Genomic DNA, 16,454 nt, shown 5'->3' with positions numbered 1-16,454 from the left:
ATCCGAAAATTTCATCTAACTCCATTAATTATTTGGGACTTATGTCACAGCCCCGTTTCCTTATTTTTAAAGATATTAGTTATTCTCTAACTTAGCCTTACGAGCTTGTTCCACGTCAAATTCAGGGAACCAGATACCGATTTCCCGGGTGGCACTGTCCACCGTATCAGAGGTGTGAATGATGTTCCGCAGGTTACCATCTGGCCATTCACGACCGTAGTCCCCACGGATGGTCCCCCACTCGGCCTCGCCTGGGTTAGTAGCCCCGGCCATGTTGTGGATAGCCTGGACAACGTTCGTCCCGGAAACCACGATTCCGACAATTGGGCCTTCAGTCATGTATTCCAAAAGTTCAGGGAAGAATGGCTTGTCCACCTTGTCAGAATAGTGCTGACGTAGTTTTTCCTCGGTTGGGATGATCATCTTCAGGGCTTCAATAGTGTAACCCTTCCGTTCGATTCGGGTAATGATATCACCGATGTGCCGTGTCTTAACACCATCTGGCTTTACCAATACCAATGTATATTCATCTTTTACCATACGGAACATCTCCTTATAAATCGCTACTAATAGAGTAACATATTCCCCTAGGCCGTGAAAGCGTTTTTACTGTTTGTCAGTCAATTCGTGCTCAATTACGACCTGATCGCCCGCCTTGGGAGTAATTGCCTTGGCAACCGGACCATTGCTTACCAGGGTCAGCTGGTGCATTGCCCGGGTTGCCATTGTGTAGATCATCCCGACGGCATCGACGTTGGCCATGTTTTCCTGGGAAATATCGTAGGCAATGACGGCATCAAACTCGAGGCCCTTGGCGAGGTATATTGGCAAAACAAGGATCCCCGTTGGTAGGACACTATCGCGGGCGCTGAGTAAGTGGAGGTCATTAACCCCCTGCTGGTGCAGATGACGGTAAATATGTTCCGCCTGGTCGCGGTTTTTGGTCAGGACCGCCACCGTTTCAAATTTCTGCCGGTGCTTGGCTACCATCGCCGTCACGCACTGATCGCAGGCCGCCTGGTCATAGCGGACATAGAGGGCCGGGCGCTCCCCGTGACGGGTAAAGGAAATAACCTGGTCCCCATCGGGCAGGAGTGCCTTAGCGAAGTCGGTGATTTCCTTAGTCGACCGGTAACTCCGGTTCAGGGCAATCAGGTTGGGATGCTTGGCCTGCAGGGCCGTGCTTAATTCTTTAAGCATCTCCTGAGGCAGACGGAGGGGCTTGAACAGCGCCTGCTCACTGTCACCCAGGACGGTAAACTTGGCCCGGGGGAAGGCGTGGCGGAGGTAGATCAGCATTGCCAGTGGGTAGTCCTGCATCTCGTCAATAAAGACGTACTGGAAGGACTGGTTCTGCCCACTCCCCGTCATCAAGTCCCGCAAATACATCAGCGGCACCGTGTGCATCAGCTTCAGACGATGGTACTCGATTTCATTTTGGTAGTCAGTAATCGTGTTAATCCAGTCCCGCTTACTGATGTTCTCCGGAAGGTCGACCTGGCGGAGGAAGCGCTCGTACTGGTTGTAAAAGTCAATGAAGTAGTTGTTGTAAATTGCGTCGGCCACCACCCGTAGACGGCGCTTAGCCAGGCGGCGGGCCAGGTAGGCGTACTGGGCGTCCTCATCTTTAAAGTCGTCAACCGTCTTTTTGCCGTATAGGCGGTGGAGCTGCTGGACGTCCAAGTCATCGAGGGCCTTAGCAACCCAGTCCTTCTTCGCCTCTTCTCGTACCCGGTGCTGGAGTTCACGAATTAGCTTGTTCTTTAGGTGAACCAAACGATCCGCCGCCGTCATCGTCTTGGGAAGGGCCCGGTAAAGGTCGCGGATATGGTCCGCACTGAAGAAGTCCTGGCTGTTAAAAGTCAGGTCAGCAAACTGAATCTGATCCACGGGTAACTGGTGAACGTAGTCAAAGACGGCTGCCATTACTGGGGCACCTTCTAAAAAGTCGGCAACAACGTGGTCCCCACCGTTTTTTTGCCGTTCCTCGTAGCGGTCAAAGAGGGTCTCCACCTGGAGGCCTTCAAACCGCCGGCGGAGGAAGCCGGCCAGCGTGACCTGGCGCATGTTCCGCTCCCCCAGGCTCGGCAGGACCTCTGAGATGTAGTGGCTAAAGAGGTTGTTCGGACTGAAGAGGACAATTTGGTCGGCATTCAGTTCTGCCCGGCTGTGGTAGAGGAGGTAGGCAATCCGCTGCAAAATTGCGGAGGTCTTCCCGGAACCAGCAACCCCCTGGACAAGGAGGAGGTCACTTCTTGTATCCCGGATAATGTCGTTTTGTTCCTGCTGAATCGTTGCCACGATGTTGTGCATGTACTGGTCGTTCTGCTCACCGAGGGCGGCCTGGAGGAGCTCGTCACCGACCGTTTCGTTGGTATCGAACATGTTGGTGATCTTACCATCCTTAATTGTGAACTGACGCTTCTTAACCAGGTTAGTGGTCTGCGTTCCCGCCGGCGTCTCGTACTTAACTTTGCCAAGCGTTCCGTTGTAATAGACCCCGGAGATGGGCGCCCGCCAGTCGTAAACCAAGAAGTCGGTCTTGTCACTATTCATCAGCGATGCCGTCCCAATGTAGAGGCTCTCCGGCTCGTCCTTGCCCGGGTCCAGAATATCGATTCGGCCAAAGTACGGGGACCCCTGGAGGTTCTTTAGGGTACGGAGCTGGTGGTTTAGGATGGTTTCGTTCTCGGCCGCTTGGGAAACTAGTCGCCGCTGCTGTTCAAGTTCGGACCGCGATTCGGCAATATCGTCAACTTCGTAACGATTGATTGAGGCGTTCTCGCTGTAGTTCTTTTCGACCGCCCGGGTTTCCTTATGGGCAGCAGCGACCGATTCCTTGGTTTCTGTGATCTGGCGGGCGATTTCCTCATCGACCCGGTCGACCCGCTGCTGTTCAACGCGTTGCTCTCCGTCTTCCATTTTCGTTCCCCTTTTCTCTGTAATCGTGATTATCTATTTTAGCATTTTATCCACGGGGACCCAACCAAAAGCGACTGGGGCCACCCCTCTTTTCATTCGAAAAAAAGCGTGCTCCTAATGTCTAGTTACGGGCAATCGTCGGCCCGTGCCGTGCCAACGATCGTCCTATACTAGCCATACGGAGCACTTCAATACTTTTTTCAGCTTAATTTCAAGTAGTAGGTAATTTTTTCAACGAATGTTTCAAAATAAACGGCGCCAAGATCGTTGCCAGGATGATCACGGTAATAACGTCTGAATAGTACATCGGCGACAGGAGGTGGGCCTCATACCCAATCTGGGCGGTGATCAGAGCCATCTCCCCCCGGGCAATCATCCCGCTACCAACAACGTAGGAGCTTACCATGTTGAAACCGGCAATCCGGTCCCCAGCCCCACAGCCGACTAACTTGGTCAAACAAGCCAACACCGTCATCAAGATCACGAACAGCAGGGAACGCTGAATGTTATCAAAGCGCATGTTCAGGCCGACACTAACGAAGAAGAGGGGGATAAAGATGGCGTAACCAATGGGCTCAAAGCTCCGGTCAATTGTCTCCTTCCGGTGGGTGTTAGCAACCGCAATCCCGGCAAAGAAGGACCCGACCGCCCCGCTTAGGCCAACGTAGTGCGCAATTGAAGCCATCCCCAGGCAGATGATCATTGCCATGACAGACGGCGCCGACTCGGTCAGCATCTTCTCGCTAAGGTGCATCAAATAGGGAGCCAGCCAGCGGACCAACAGGTAGGTCCCACCAAAGAAGAGGACCTGCAGGCACAGGGCCAACCAGAGTGGCAGGCTGGTGTGGGCGTCGCCACCCTCACCGTTGATCACACTGATCATGATCGATAACATCATGACACCGATGATGTCGTCGGCAACCGCGGCCCCGAGGATGGTTGCCCCCTCCCGGCTACTGAGTTGGTTGAACTCCCGCAGGACCGCTACCGAAATGCTGACGGACGTGGCAGCAAAAATAACCCCGATAAAGACGGACTCAGTCTTGGTGAAGCCAAAGAAGTAGGCCACCGGCGACATCACAATGACCGGGATGATAGCCCCCGCCATTGCCACCGCGAAGGCGGGCTTTAGGTACTTTCTTAACTGCGAGAGGTCACTCTCGAGCCCCGCAATGAACATCAAAATAATAACCCCAATCTCCTGAAATTCGTTCATCATTGAGTTGAGGTGGACCCAATTCAACATTGCTGGACCCACAATAATGCCAACAATAATCTGCCCGATTACCTCGGGAATTTCTACCCGCCGGCAGTAGTGAGCAACAATCTGAGTCATCAGCAACAGCCCCGCCAGAGTTGCAATAAATTCCATTTTCTTTCCTCCACTTCATTTAGTAACTGAGACTAATGATAGCATAAGTTTCAGCACGAACCAGCAAGAAAGGATATAATTTGAAGTGAACTTATTTTTGGGAGGAAATGATTTTGCAAACTGCACAACCCATGCGGGCGCGTGACTTACTGCGACGCCCATTCACTAATTCCTTTCTCAAGCATGTCGGGGCGGGAATCGTGGTCAGCTTCTTTACCGGCCTGCTCGTTGGGGCCTTCCGGTGGATCATTGACCATACCCTGGAAGTCCTCTGGTTTATCTATCCCCAGATGACCCGCCACCCCTGGTTGCTCATCCCCTACGTCCTGCTGATGTTTCTCATCGCCGGGCTAATTGCCCGTACTATCCGGGGTGAAGAGCTCGACCTCCTCGGGTCCGGGATTCCCCAGATTGAGGCCATCCTGCTTGGCAAGCACCAGATGAAGTGGTGGGCCGTTTTGTGGCGAAAGTTCGTCGGCGGCCTTTTGGCAATCTGTCCCGGTCTCTTCCTGGGTCGGGAAGGGCCCTGCATCCAAATGGGGGCCTGCATTGGCGAAGGCTTTTCGGAGAAAGTCTTCCACCTCAGTAATGACGACCGCCACCTTCTTTTACAGTGCGGGGCCGCGGCAGGGCTCGCGGCGGCCTTCAGTGCCCCCCTCGCCGGGACCGTCTTCCTGCTGGAGGAAGTTACCCACGACTTCAAAAACCGGGTCTGGGTGCCCACTTTGTCTGCCTGCATTGCGGCTGACTTTGCGACCTTCCTCTACTTTGGAACCCGGCCCTGCCTGTACTTGCCAATCAAAATGAACCTCCCCTTTAACGCCTACCCCTGGCTGCTGGTCGCCGGGGTTGTAATTGGGGCGGGGGCGTACGGCTTTCAGTACTGCATCCTGAACCTGAAGTGGTGGTACAGCAAGCTGACCATCATTCCCGACCGCTTCCACAGTATTGTCCCCCTCCTCCTTGTGATTCCCGTCGGCCTGTGGAATGCGAAGCTGCTGGGGGGAAGCCACAAGGTAATCCAGTTTTTGAGCATCATGCCCAATAGCCGGGGTTGGTGGCACTACCTCATCCTCCTGGTCGCCTTCCTGGTAATTCGCTTTGTCGGTACCATGATTTCTTACGGGGCTACTGTTCCCGGTGGTATCTTCATGCCCATCTTCGTTCTCGGCGGTATCTGGGGGGCCATCTTCGGCCTGCTGATGGTCCACGCGGGAATTCTTCCGGCCGCCTGCTATTTGAACATGATTGTCCTGGGGATGACTGCCTACATTGCCGCCACGGAGGGAACGCCAATTACCTCGATTCTTTTGGCCACGGAAATGATTGGTTCAATCGAACAGATCCTCCCAATGGCAATCGTAACCTTCGTGGCCTACTACACCAGCATGGCTCTCGGGTCACAGCCATTTATCTACGACGCCCTGCGTGAAGAAATGACTTTTGAAAAGTAGTAATAAAGCAGTCGCTGACCCAAGCATTCAGCAACTGTTTTATTATTTTTTTATTAAGATAATTCGTCCTATATCAGCCACTAGCTGGGGCCATGATAAAATTAAGCTACAGAGATTGATCATTTAAAGGAGGAAACAACATGGGCTTTCTAAAGGGAAAAGTAGCTCTGATCACTGGTGCCGGGCGGGCCGTTTTAAGTGACGGCCGCTGTGGGTCAATTGGCTACGGAATCGCCACCGCCTACGCCAGGGAGGGGGCCAACCTGGTTATTACCGGTCGTAACGAAACCAAACTCGCCGCCGCGAAGGACGAACTAGAGAAGAACTACGGAATTGAGGTACTGGCAGTGCCGGCGGACATCACCCCCCAGGCTGACAACCCGGCCGTGGTCAAGAACGTCGTCGACAAGACGATTGCCAAGTTCGGCCGCCTTGACGTATTGATCAATAATGCCCAGGCGTCCGCTTCCGGCGTCACGCTGGCGGGCCACACCAAGGACCAGTTCGATCTGGCAATTTATTCCGGTTTGTACGCGGCCTTCTACTACATGCAGGCCTGCTACCCATACTTGAAGGAAAACGGTGGTTCAGTGATCAACTTTGCCTCCGGTGCCGGTCTCTTCGGCAACTATGGCCAATGTGCCTACGCCGCCGCAAAGGAGGGTATCCGGGGGATGAGCCGGGTGGCCGCTACCGAATGGGCCAAGGACGGGGTGAACGTCAACGTCGTCTGCCCGCTCGCCTGGACTGCCAAATTAGAACAGTTTAAGACCGCCTTCCCGGATGCCTTCAAGGCTAACGTCCACGTTCCCCCAATGGGCCACTTTGGGGACGCGGAAAAGGAAATCGGCCGGGTTTGCGTCCAACTGGCCTCACCCGACTTTAAGTACATGACGGGAGAGACCATTACATTAGAAGGTGGCCTCGGCCAACGTCCATAAAGTAAGTAAAAATACGAAGCCCGGGAGAAGTTCCCGGACTTCGTATTTTTTAGTTTAAATTCAATTCATAGGCTAACCGGTCAGGGTTTTCCTTATCCTCGGTGACCTGGATAATCCCCCGGTAAACAAAGCCGCTGCGCTTGGCAACCGCCTGCATCGGCTGGTTATCTTTCGACGTATCAATCCGGAAATTGATAACTCCCTGAGCGACCTGCAGACTTAAGAGGTCGGCCATGAAAATCTTCGCCAGCCCTTCCCCCTGGTATGCGGAACTAAAGCAGATGCGGTGGATGGTGGCGTACGGATCCTGGTCATTTTGCCAGGCCCCAGCAATTTTCTGGTAGGTTGGCTCAGCCCCCACGATTACCGCCGCGTAACCGGAAATCTCCTGCCCGTTGATGAAGACAAAACCGTGACCCTCCTTGATATCCGCGGCAATATCGTCTCCAGCAGGATAGGCGCCCTGCCACTGGGAACTGCCGGCGGCCTTTAGCTGGGCCTTGGCGTCTTGAACAATTGACATTATCCGGGATAAATCGGCCAGCTTGGCCTGACGTGTGTACTTTTGCATTGCTTTTCTCCTCCAGTTGAATTTATTCCTATTTTACCCGAATCGGTGCTGCTGTCCACCCCGTTGTGAACTATAATGGAAACAATAACTACCAGGAGGGGGACTAGTTAAAAATGTGGGTTATCATCCTTTTCACCTTATTAATATATTCATTTGTGAAGGGGACATTTGAGTTTGAGCCCGTCACCCGGCGGAGCCTGATCATCATCCCCGCTTACGCTTTCGTCATGATGGTCCTGGCCCTGCGTGAAGAGCACTTTGCCCACAAGGTTCTTTTGACCATCCTCCTGTTAATAATCTGGATCCTCATCGGCTTCTTCCAGGCGACCCGGGTCTCGGTCACTAGCCCCCAGGGAAAGGATCGCTACGGCCGGCCTCTCATTAAGGTCAAGCGCAACTGGCCCTACCTGTTCGGCTGGATTGTCGTGTTCGTAATTGACATCATCATTGAATTTGCCGACCAGGCCACGGTCAGTGGGGCCGCAGTGTTTGAGGAGTTGTTCAAGGAAATCCTCAAGGACCTTTCCTCAATTGCCTTCTTCAGCTTCAGCAACGAATGGTTCGTCTGGGCCCTTACCATGGCGACCAGCTTCGCCTATGGTATTTCCCTCTTGGCCCGCTATCCGACAATCCGCCGGGCAGTTGCCCCGCGTCACCGTAAATAATTGATATTAGCGTCCCGTGCTCACCGTGCGGGGCGCCTTTTACTTACCAAGTGCCTGTTTAAGGTCGTTAACCAGGTCTGTTGGATCTTCCAGACCGACGGACAGCCGGAGGAGGCGGGGTGTGATGCCCAGCCGCTGCCGTTGGTCAAGTTCCACATCCGCGTGGGTCTGGTAAAACGGGATTGTGATCAGGCTTTCAATTCCCCCGAGGCTCTCCGCAAAGGTAATCACCTTCACGTTGTTCAAAATCTTCTCGACGTCGTCCTCATCCTTAAGGTAGAAGCTAATGATACCGCCCTTGCCGGGATAGAGGACCTTACTGACGCGGGGTTCACCTTGCAAGTATTTAACGACCTGCTGGGCATTGCTGGTGTGGCGCTCGACCCGAACCGTTAGCGTCTTCAGGCTTCGCAACAAGAGCCAGGAGTCAAACGAGTCGAGGGTATCGCCGGTGGTAATGTGGTATTCGTAGTACTTGGCGGCGAGGTCGGGGTCCTTACAGACTAATATCCCACCCAGCAGGTCATTGTGCCCCGAGAGGTACTTCGTTGCCGAATGAACCACTATATCGGCCCCCAGGGTCAGTGGTTGCTGGTAGACCGGTGTGTAGAAGGTATTATCAACCGCCACCAGGGTCTGGGGGTTCTTCTCGTGCACCGCGGTGGCCACTGCCTGAATGTCGACCTTCTTCATCATTGGATTTGATGGCGTCTCCAACCACACGAGCTTCGTTTTCTCGGAAACCTTAGCCACCAGGTCATCAATCGATTGGCCGTCCAACTGGTCAAAATCAACCCCGGCGTGGTCATGCAGGCAGCGGAAGTAGCGAAAATCGCCGCCGTAGAGGTCGTCTAACGAGATCAGTTGGTCCCCCGTCTTGAGGATGCTTAGGGCCAGCTGGATGGCCGCCATCCCCGAGCTGACCGCAAAGGCGGCAGTCCCCTTTTCTAACCGGGCCATCGTTTCCTCAAGCGCCCGCCGGTTAGGGGTGGCCAGTCTTGAATAGGTGTAGCCACGGTGGGGGTCAAAATTCTTGGCCTCCGCTAGTGAATCGTGGCGGTAGTTCGATGAAAAGTACAGGGGCAGGGCAACGGCCTTTTTACCATCCAGGTGGTTACCAGCCTGGGCAATGATTGTATCGAGTGATTTTTCTGACATAGTTCTTCCTCCTTACTTTCGTGACTTAGCCAGGGCTTGCTTAATATCGGCAATTTGATCGCGGTAGTCCTCGATTCCCACGGCCATCCGGATTAATCCCGGCTTGATTCCCGCGGCCAGCTGTTCTGCAGGGCTCAACTCCGCGTGACTCATCTTGCTGGGAAGTTCAACCAGGCTCTCCACCGCTCCCAGGCTGACCGCCAATTTAAAAAGCTGCAGCTGGTTGACAAAGCGAACCGGGTCGACCCCCGTGCTGAGTTCGAAGGAAAAGACACCGCCCGCACCGGTTGCCTCCTTTTGCAGGGCTTCGTACCCCGCCAGGCCCTTAACCCCGGGATAGTAAATTTGTGCAATGTCCGGCCGGGGTCGCAGGTAGTTAACCAACTCCTTGACGTTGGCAATCTGCCGGTCAAGGCGCAGGCTGAGGGTCTTTACTCCCCGGGCCAGTTCGTTGCTATCTTCAGGCGACAGGACCGCGCCGAGGGCATTTTGAATGAAGTAGACCCGCTGGGCGAGTGCTGGGCCCTTAACGATGACGGCGCCGGCGGAAACGTCAGAATGACCGGACAGGTACTTGGTGGCACTGTGAATGACAATGTCGGCCCCCAGGGTCAACGGCCGTAAGAGGTAGGGACTGAGGAAGGTATTGTCCACGATCGTCAACAGCTGGTGCTGGTGGGCCAGTCGGGCAACATCACTGACGGAGGTCACCTGAAGCAGGGGGTTCGTCACCGGTTCAAAGTAAATGGCCTTGGTATTCGGGCGGATGGCCCCTTCAACTGCCGCTAGATCCCGGGTGTCGACCGCCGTAATGGATAGGCCCCAGCGGGCAAAGAACTGGTGGAGCAAGCGGAAGGTCCCACCGTAAATCTGGTCCCCAACGATGATGTGGTCCCCCTGCTTGAAGATTGCGAGGGCCGCGTGAATTGCTGCCATCCCCGAAGAGAAACAAAAACCCTGGCACCCACCTTCAAGATCCGCCAGCTGGTCCTCCAATGCCCGCCGGGTCGGGTTGCCTGACCGTGAATAGTCGTCCTTGATGGGGGCGCCCACTGCCGGGTACTCAAAGGTGGTTGCCTTATAAATGGGGACGGTTACTGCCCCGGTGCCGTTATCTCCCTGTGCAGGTTGGTGAACAAGTCGTGTATTGAAATTCGTCATTTTACTTCCCCTCCTAAATAAAAAAGCGCCCCTAAGCAGAAAAATTCTACCTAGGGACGCACGGAGCGTGGTACCACCCAATTTCGCCGATAAAATCAGCCTCAACAGTACTTAATAAGTTAAATACCAGGGATGGTAACGGATCCTGCCGGAATTACAGCCGGCAATTGACCGACCACGCCTCGTTGCTCCGAGCTCATCTTCAAGACGCCCCGTTACCCGCCTTCTCACCATCAGCGGTCACTGCCTGAAACGGGATGCCTTTACTCTTCTCATCAATGCGCTTATAAAATTAGAGTTAAATTAAATTATGGTTAGTATAGCTTAATCTCAAAGTATTGTCAACACTTAATTAGCCAATATACAAACAGCACAGTATACAAATAAGAAGCTGGGAAAAAACTATTCAACTGATTCCGAGGCAATGACCAGCATCTTGCCGTCCATTGACCACTCCTTCACGGTTGCGGGGATAATCAGGTGGGTTCCCTTCTTCAGCTCGTATTCCTTGCCGTCCACGGTTAAGGTTCCCTGACCATCAATGATTGACATCAAGGTGTAGGGACCATGCTCGTGCTGCCGGGTAAGATGACCATTGACTTCCCACTTGTAAACACTGAAGAACGGTGAATCTGGTTGAGTGATCAGGGTCGTGACGACCGAATCGCCCACCTTTTCCACGGTGCTATTGAGCTGTGGTTCCTTGAACGGTACGGTGGTGACGTCAATTGACTGCTTGAGGTGGAGGGCCCGCTTCTTGCCGGTCTTCTTATCCACCCGGTCGTAGTCATAGATCCGGTAAGTCGTGTCAGAGCTTTGCTGGGTCTCTAAGGCCATGATTCCCTTGTTGAGGGCGTGAATGGTACCGGATGGGACGTATACAAAGTCCCCGGTCTTAACCGGCTTCTTGCCGAACAGCTTCCCCCACTCATGATTTTCAATCATTTCTTTAAGTTCTTCCCGAGTCTTAGCGGTGTGGCCATAGGTCAGGTAGGCGCCCGCATCAGCGTGGATGATGTACCAGCACTCGGTCTTACCCAGTTCGTGCTCGTGCTTCTCCGCATAAGCGTTGTCGGGGTGTACCTGAACAGAGAGACTGGCCTCCGCATCCAGGATCTTAGTCAGCAGCGGAATCACTGGTGACTTGGGGTTGCCAAAGACCTCCGGGTGCTTAGCATAGACGTCAGGAAGGAGTTGGCCCTTAAACTCGCCATTCTCAATCTCATTGGGACCGTGAGGGTGGCCAGAAATTGCCCAACATTCACCAATCGTTCCCGCAGGAAGATCGTAGTTAAAATCGGTGGCCAAGCGCCGGCCACCCCAAATTTTTTCATGAAAAACTGGTTTCAAAAACAGTGGTTCTGCCATTTATCTCACGTTCCTTATCAAATATTATCCGTATTCAACGGTTCCATATCAGCCATTGACTGCCTAAATCATATGCTTTTTGCCAGCGTTTGTAAATAATCATCATGCTCTTTCTATTAAAAATCATGTTTTTAATCATAATTAGTCTCAACAACGGTGTAGGAACGCTTATTGTAGAGGTTCCGGCTCCGCGAGTACTCAATATTCTGCCCGTTACTGGTCCAGACAATCTGTTCGACTTCCAGGATCGGGGTATCCTTTTTGGCGCCCAGGTACTTGATATCATACTGGTCCGCCCGGTCGGCATTAATTTTCCGAAAGGCCCCACCAAACTTAATCTGCAGTTTCTGGTGGATATACTTGTAAATCGACTGCTCCAGAACATCCTCAGACAGGGAAGGAACCAGCCGGACCGGCATGTAGGAGTGCTCAATGATAAAGGGCTGCTTATCGAGGAGGCGGAGACGGATGATCTGGTAGACCGGCTCCGTTTCCTTGATGTCCAACCGCCGGCAAAGGTCCTTGGTCGGGAAGGTAACTTCAAACTTAATTACTTGACTGGAGACCCGGTCACCTAGTTGGGACTTCAAGCCCTGAAAGGCCCCGACTGGGGAATCATTTTCACCCATCAGCGAAATATTTCCCAGGACATAGGTCCCCAACCCCGACTGCTTGTAGAGCAAGCCGATGCTTTCCAGGTAATCCAGGGCCCGCTTAACAGTGATCTTGCTGACGTTAAATTCGTCCGCCAGTTCTAACTGGTTGGGAAGGAGCGTCCGCGGCTGGTAAGTCCCGTCAAATATTCGTTTCTTAATTTTCTCTGCAACTGCCTCGTACTTTTTCATTGCTGACCCGCCTAATCATATTTGACCAATCGTCAGGCCATAGCTCTGGCAGAAGTCAACCACCGCCCCCAGCTGGTTAGCCTGATTATGAAATTTACTGATAACAACTTCGGGGCACTGACCAACATCCGTATTCTTCTCCTGCCAGGCAGCGATGTGCCGCTTAACGGCCGGAAGTAATACCGGGTTAGCCGAAACCGCCCCACCAATGATAATTCTATCAGGGTCAAAGGAATTTTGTAAATTATAACAGGCGAGGGCCAGGTAGGTCGTGATCTGGTCGACAAACTGCTGGGCATCATGGGCACGGGCAAACAGCTCCTTGCCGGTAACCGGCATCCCAATTTTTTTACTAAAGGCCTTGGCAGCCGCGACTGGTGAAACCAGGTGACTAAGTGTGGCCCCGCTTGTTGGGCGCATAATCATGTAGCCGAACTCACCGCCAAACAGGTGGGATCCGTGGCGAACCCGGTGGTCCTCAACAATCGCCCCACCGACCCCGCTGCCAACCACAATGGCAACGATGGTATGGCAGTCCTTGCCGGCACCGAAGAAACTCTCGCCCAGGCCAGCACAGTTAGCGTCATTTTCAAGGCTAACCCGCGTCTTTAAGCGCTGGGCAAGCTGCTGACGGATGGGGAAGTTATGGATGTAATCGATGGCACTGCTGCCTTCAATTACCCCCGTTTTCTTATTGACGGCTCCCGGCGAGGAAACGGCAACACCGACCAGGTTAAAGTCGCCCGCCAGCGCGTCCTTTTGCGCTGCAATTACCCGGTAGTAATCCGCAAGTGTAGCGGGCGTGGGGCAGTCCGTCAGCCTATGAAGCTGGTGGTTAGCGTAGTAGCCAAATTTAATGCTCGTGCCACCAACATCAACCGTCATCAGCGCTCTCATCGTCATTTCCCCTTTCTTAAATCAGATCACCGTTGTCAGCGAGCACTTTTTGGAACCAGTAGAACGACTTCTTCGGTACCCGCTTAAGGTCCTTAAGGTCGTGGTTGGTCCGGTTTACGTAGACGGCCCCGTACCGCTTGTTGACGTCAGCATGGGAGCTGGGGATGTCAATCAGGCCCCAACCCAGGTAGCCTAACACCTGGGCGCCGTCTTTAAACATCGCCGCCTTCATCGCCCGAATATGGTCACGGTGGTACTTGATCCGCTGGTCGTCCTCAATTGGGTGCTGGCCATCCCACTCTTCTCGGCAACCAATCCCGTTTTCGATTGGGAAGACCGGTAAGTGGTAGCAGTTATACAAGTGGGTGATGATGTTGCGAAAACCGAGCGGGTCAATATCCCAGCCCCAGTCAGTCTTAGGGGTAAAGCGGTTGACTTCCATCCCCTCGTTAAGGTAGCGGTTGGGTGCACAGTCCGGGCTCAGTTTGTCAGCATTCAGGGTTGTTGACCGGTAGTAGCTAAACGCCAGGAAGTCGGCGTGAATCTGTGCCAGGATTTTCTCATCACCGTCCTGGTAGTCGTTATTGACCTGGTGATTTTTAATATAGGTCTGGACTTCAGTCGAATACTTACCACTGGTGTAGAGCTTGTTGAGGTTCTCGTTTAAAAACTCATTTGACTTGCGGGCGTAGAAGACGTCGTTGGGTTTGGATGTGGCTGGGTAAACCGGGGTGTAAGCAATCATGCCCCCAATTTTAACGTCCGGATAATTTGTGTGGAAGTAAGCACTGAGTTGTGCATAGCAAAGCATGGTGTGGTGGAAGATGGTGTACAGGTCGTCAAGTGACTTATCCCCCTTCGTGTAGCCAGCGATATTAAAGGCCTCATCGGTGAAGTAGAGGTTGTGTTCATTAAAGACAATCCAGTACTTCACCCGGTCAGCGAAATGGTCGATCATGGCCTTGCCGTACCTGACAAAGGCCGCCACCGTTTTTCGAGACATGAAGCCGTTATCTTCCTTAGCCAGCTTTAGTGGCATATCAAAGTGGTAGAGGCAAACCATCGGCTGAATACCGCGGGCCAGCATGGCGTTGATCAGGCGGTCATAAAATGCAATACCCGCGGGGTTGAATTCACCGTCCCCGTCCTTCACAACCCGGGACCAGGAAATCTGAATGCGGTACATATTAAAGTGCATTTTCTGCATCGGGTCGAGGTCTTCCTCATAACGGTGGTATTCATCAATGGCAACATGCCAGTTAGTACTAGTCGCCGTTGCGGGCCGGACATCGTAAACCGACTTGCTCTTCCCATCAATGTCGTAGGCCCCTTCAGTCTGCATGCTAGAAACCGAGTTCCCCCAGAAAAAGTCCCGGGGCATTTTTTGTTTGTCCAAAATGTTTTCCTCCCCTTGCGAGTTATTTCTGCCTTCAGTATACACTGTTTTAGTAAAATGAATATCTTTTTATCAAAAAACATATTTTTTATTTAAAAAACATTTACATTTGATTGGAAGCGCTTTAGAATTGAGCTGTTCAAACGTAAAAGTATTAATTTGTTAACGAATCAATTCTTATTCAGCACTTTTAGTAGAGGCGAAAACTATGGATAAATCAGTTAATACACTTAATAATGAACACCAGGTTTGCTGGCCGGAAAGGTTAAGCTACGGTGCAAGTAACTTTGCCTGCTGCCTGTCTTTCGGTTTAATTGGAAACTTCCTCATGTACTTCTACACGGATGCTTACGGAATTTACGCGGCGGCCGTGGGGACCCTTTTCTTGGTTGCCCGGGTCATCGATGCCTTTAACGGGCCGTTCTGGGGAATTTTAATCGACCACACCCATACCCGTTGGGGGAAGAGCCGGCCCTACTGGCTCTGGTTCTCAATCCCGTACTCCATCTTCTGTGTGCTGGTGTTTACTACCCCGCACCTGAATCTGGGTGGCAAGATCCTGTGGGCCTACATAACTTATATCGGTGTTGACGTCTTATACTCCGGGGTCAATATTCCCCTGACGTCGATCTTACCTAACCTGACGAGTAACGCTAACGAACGGGTCACCCTTTCTACCATTAGTGCCCTCTTCGCTACCGCCGGCAGTACACTGATTTCCGTGATTGCCCTCCCCCTTGTCAAGGCGTTTGGTCAGGGAAATAACCAAAAGGGCTTCTTCTGGCTGGGCCTTATCCTGGCTTTCTTGTCTTGCATCATCCTGCTCAACGCCTTCTTCAATACCCGGGAGCGGGTCCAGAGTGTTGCTGAACGGCGGTCACTGCCAATCAAGACCTCACTGAAGGCCTTAAAGGGGAATTGGCCATGGGCAATCATCGTCTTCATTGACTTCGTTTACTGGATTGGGATGCAGACCCGGAACCAGGTAACGGTTTACTTCTTCAAGTACAACATGCACGCAGCCTGGCTGACCTCCATCATGCTCGGCCTGGGCTTGTTCGGTTCAATCACCGTTGCCGTCACACCGTGGTTCTCTAAACGAATTGGTAAGCGAAACACAATGATGGTTGGTTGGCTCGTTTCAATCGCCGGCCAGTTAGTAATGTGGGTTGGAGCAAAGGTTCAAAACGTCCCAATCATCATTGCCGCTAACATCATCGTTAACCTGGGTCTGGGATTTATCTCCGGTCTAATTGCCGTCATGCTGGCCGATGCTGTTGACTATGGTGAATGGAAGAACGGTGTCCGAGCGGAAGGAATCATTACCGCCTTCTCCAGCTTTGGTGCCCAACTAGGTATGGGCCTTGGTGGGGCGATTACCGGCTGGGTCCTGGCCCTGGGTGGCTACGTTGCCAACCAAGCCCAAACACGCAATTACCTGGAACTACGTCTGGATTCCAATCATGGGGTTCGGCCTTTCCGCAATTGCCCTGCTCTTCTACCACGTTGACAGTTTCCAAGACAAGATGGAAGCGGACCTTCGTGCCAAGCACGCTCGTGAAGAGGCAGCCTCAAAGGATAACTAGATATAAAGGAGCTGTGACATAAGGCTCCTTTATAATCAAAAATGCTACAGTGCAGTACACAAAGGGGCTCTAGCATTCGGAAAATCCGAACACTAGAGCCCTCTTTGTGCTTTCTAAA

At 52.7% G+C, this 16,454-nt stretch carries 13 protein-coding genes and 1 pseudogene; 4 read left to right on the top strand and 10 right to left on the bottom strand.

Going from position 1 to position 16,454, the window contains the following annotated elements; all coding sequences use genetic code 11:
• Window positions 1-75: 75 nt before the first annotated feature.
• The 3 genes from ndk to FD32_RS03340 all read right to left on the bottom strand — a co-directional run bounded on the left by ndk (window position 76) and on the right by FD32_RS03340 (window position 4,294).
• Window positions 76-540: a nucleoside-diphosphate kinase gene (ndk, locus tag FD32_RS03350; RefSeq protein WP_047768610.1), complete on the bottom strand. Its 465-nt coding sequence runs from the start codon at window positions 538-540 to the stop codon at window positions 76-78.
• A gap of 66 nt (window positions 541-606) precedes the next feature.
• Window positions 607-2,922, bottom strand: coding sequence for an RNA polymerase recycling motor HelD (gene helD, locus FD32_RS03345; protein WP_047768611.1), 2,316 nt, complete (start codon window positions 2,920-2,922; stop codon window positions 607-609).
• A gap of 211 nt (window positions 2,923-3,133) precedes the next feature.
• Entirely contained in the window at window positions 3,134-4,294 is a 1,161-nt protein-coding gene (locus FD32_RS03340) for a cation:proton antiporter (protein ID WP_047768613.1), read from the bottom strand.
• A gap of 107 nt (window positions 4,295-4,401) precedes the next feature.
• Here FD32_RS03340 and FD32_RS03335 point away from each other — a divergent pair, with 107 nt between their 5' ends.
• Window positions 4,402-5,748, top strand: coding sequence for a ClC family H(+)/Cl(-) exchange transporter (locus FD32_RS03335; RefSeq protein ID WP_047768615.1), 1,347 nt, complete (start codon window positions 4,402-4,404; stop codon window positions 5,746-5,748).
• 140 nt (window positions 5,749-5,888) lie between these two features.
• On the top strand, window positions 5,889-6,689 hold the full coding sequence (locus FD32_RS03330; protein ID WP_047768617.1) for an SDR family NAD(P)-dependent oxidoreductase: 801 nt from the start codon (window positions 5,889-5,891) through the stop codon (window positions 6,687-6,689).
• 49 nt (window positions 6,690-6,738) lie between these two features.
• Here the strand turns inward: FD32_RS03330 and FD32_RS03325 are convergent, their stop codons facing one another.
• Window positions 6,739-7,260, bottom strand: coding sequence for a GNAT family N-acetyltransferase (locus FD32_RS03325; protein WP_047768619.1), 522 nt, complete (start codon window positions 7,258-7,260; stop codon window positions 6,739-6,741).
• Between the two features lie 113 nt (window positions 7,261-7,373).
• Here FD32_RS03325 and FD32_RS03320 point away from each other — a divergent pair, with 113 nt between their 5' ends.
• A complete protein-coding gene (locus FD32_RS03320) occupies window positions 7,374-7,925 on the top strand; it encodes a hypothetical protein (RefSeq protein ID WP_047768622.1) in 552 nt (183 codons plus the stop codon).
• A gap of 39 nt (window positions 7,926-7,964) precedes the next feature.
• Here the strand turns inward: FD32_RS03320 and FD32_RS03315 are convergent, their stop codons facing one another.
• From FD32_RS03315 to FD32_RS03290, 6 genes are all read right to left on the bottom strand, one after another.
• Window positions 7,965-9,083, bottom strand: a complete 1,119-nt coding sequence (locus FD32_RS03315) for a trans-sulfuration enzyme family protein (RefSeq protein WP_047768624.1) — start codon at window positions 9,081-9,083, stop codon at window positions 7,965-7,967.
• Between the two features lie 12 nt (window positions 9,084-9,095).
• Entirely contained in the window at window positions 9,096-10,244 is a 1,149-nt protein-coding gene (locus FD32_RS03310) for a trans-sulfuration enzyme family protein (protein WP_047768626.1), read from the bottom strand.
• A gap of 402 nt (window positions 10,245-10,646) precedes the next feature.
• A complete protein-coding gene (manA, locus tag FD32_RS03305; RefSeq protein ID WP_047768628.1) occupies window positions 10,647-11,612 on the bottom strand; it encodes a mannose-6-phosphate isomerase, class I in 966 nt (321 codons plus the stop codon).
• 131 nt (window positions 11,613-11,743) lie between these two features.
• Window positions 11,744-12,457: a GntR family transcriptional regulator gene (locus FD32_RS03300; RefSeq protein ID WP_047768633.1), complete on the bottom strand. Its 714-nt coding sequence runs from the start codon at window positions 12,455-12,457 to the stop codon at window positions 11,744-11,746.
• Window positions 12,458-12,472: 15 nt separating this feature from the next.
• Window positions 12,473-13,360 carry an ROK family protein gene (locus FD32_RS03295; RefSeq protein ID WP_082126056.1) on the bottom strand — a complete coding sequence of 296 codons (888 nt, stop codon included), beginning with the start codon at window positions 13,358-13,360 and terminating at the stop codon, window positions 12,473-12,475.
• Between the two features lie 10 nt (window positions 13,361-13,370).
• A complete protein-coding gene (locus tag FD32_RS03290; protein WP_152666521.1) occupies window positions 13,371-14,750 on the bottom strand; it encodes a glycoside hydrolase family 1 protein in 1,380 nt (459 codons plus the stop codon).
• A gap of 208 nt (window positions 14,751-14,958) precedes the next feature.
• Here FD32_RS03290 and FD32_RS03285 point away from each other — a divergent pair.
• Window positions 14,959-16,336 (top strand): annotated as a pseudogene (locus tag FD32_RS03285) (glycoside-pentoside-hexuronide (GPH):cation symporter).
• Window positions 16,337-16,454 lie beyond the last annotated feature (118 nt).

It is taken from the genome of Limosilactobacillus panis DSM 6035, assembly GCF_001435935.1.
GTDB lineage: Bacteria > Bacillota > Bacilli > Lactobacillales > Lactobacillaceae > Limosilactobacillus > Limosilactobacillus panis.
This window is presented reverse-complemented; position numbering and strand designations above follow the sequence as displayed.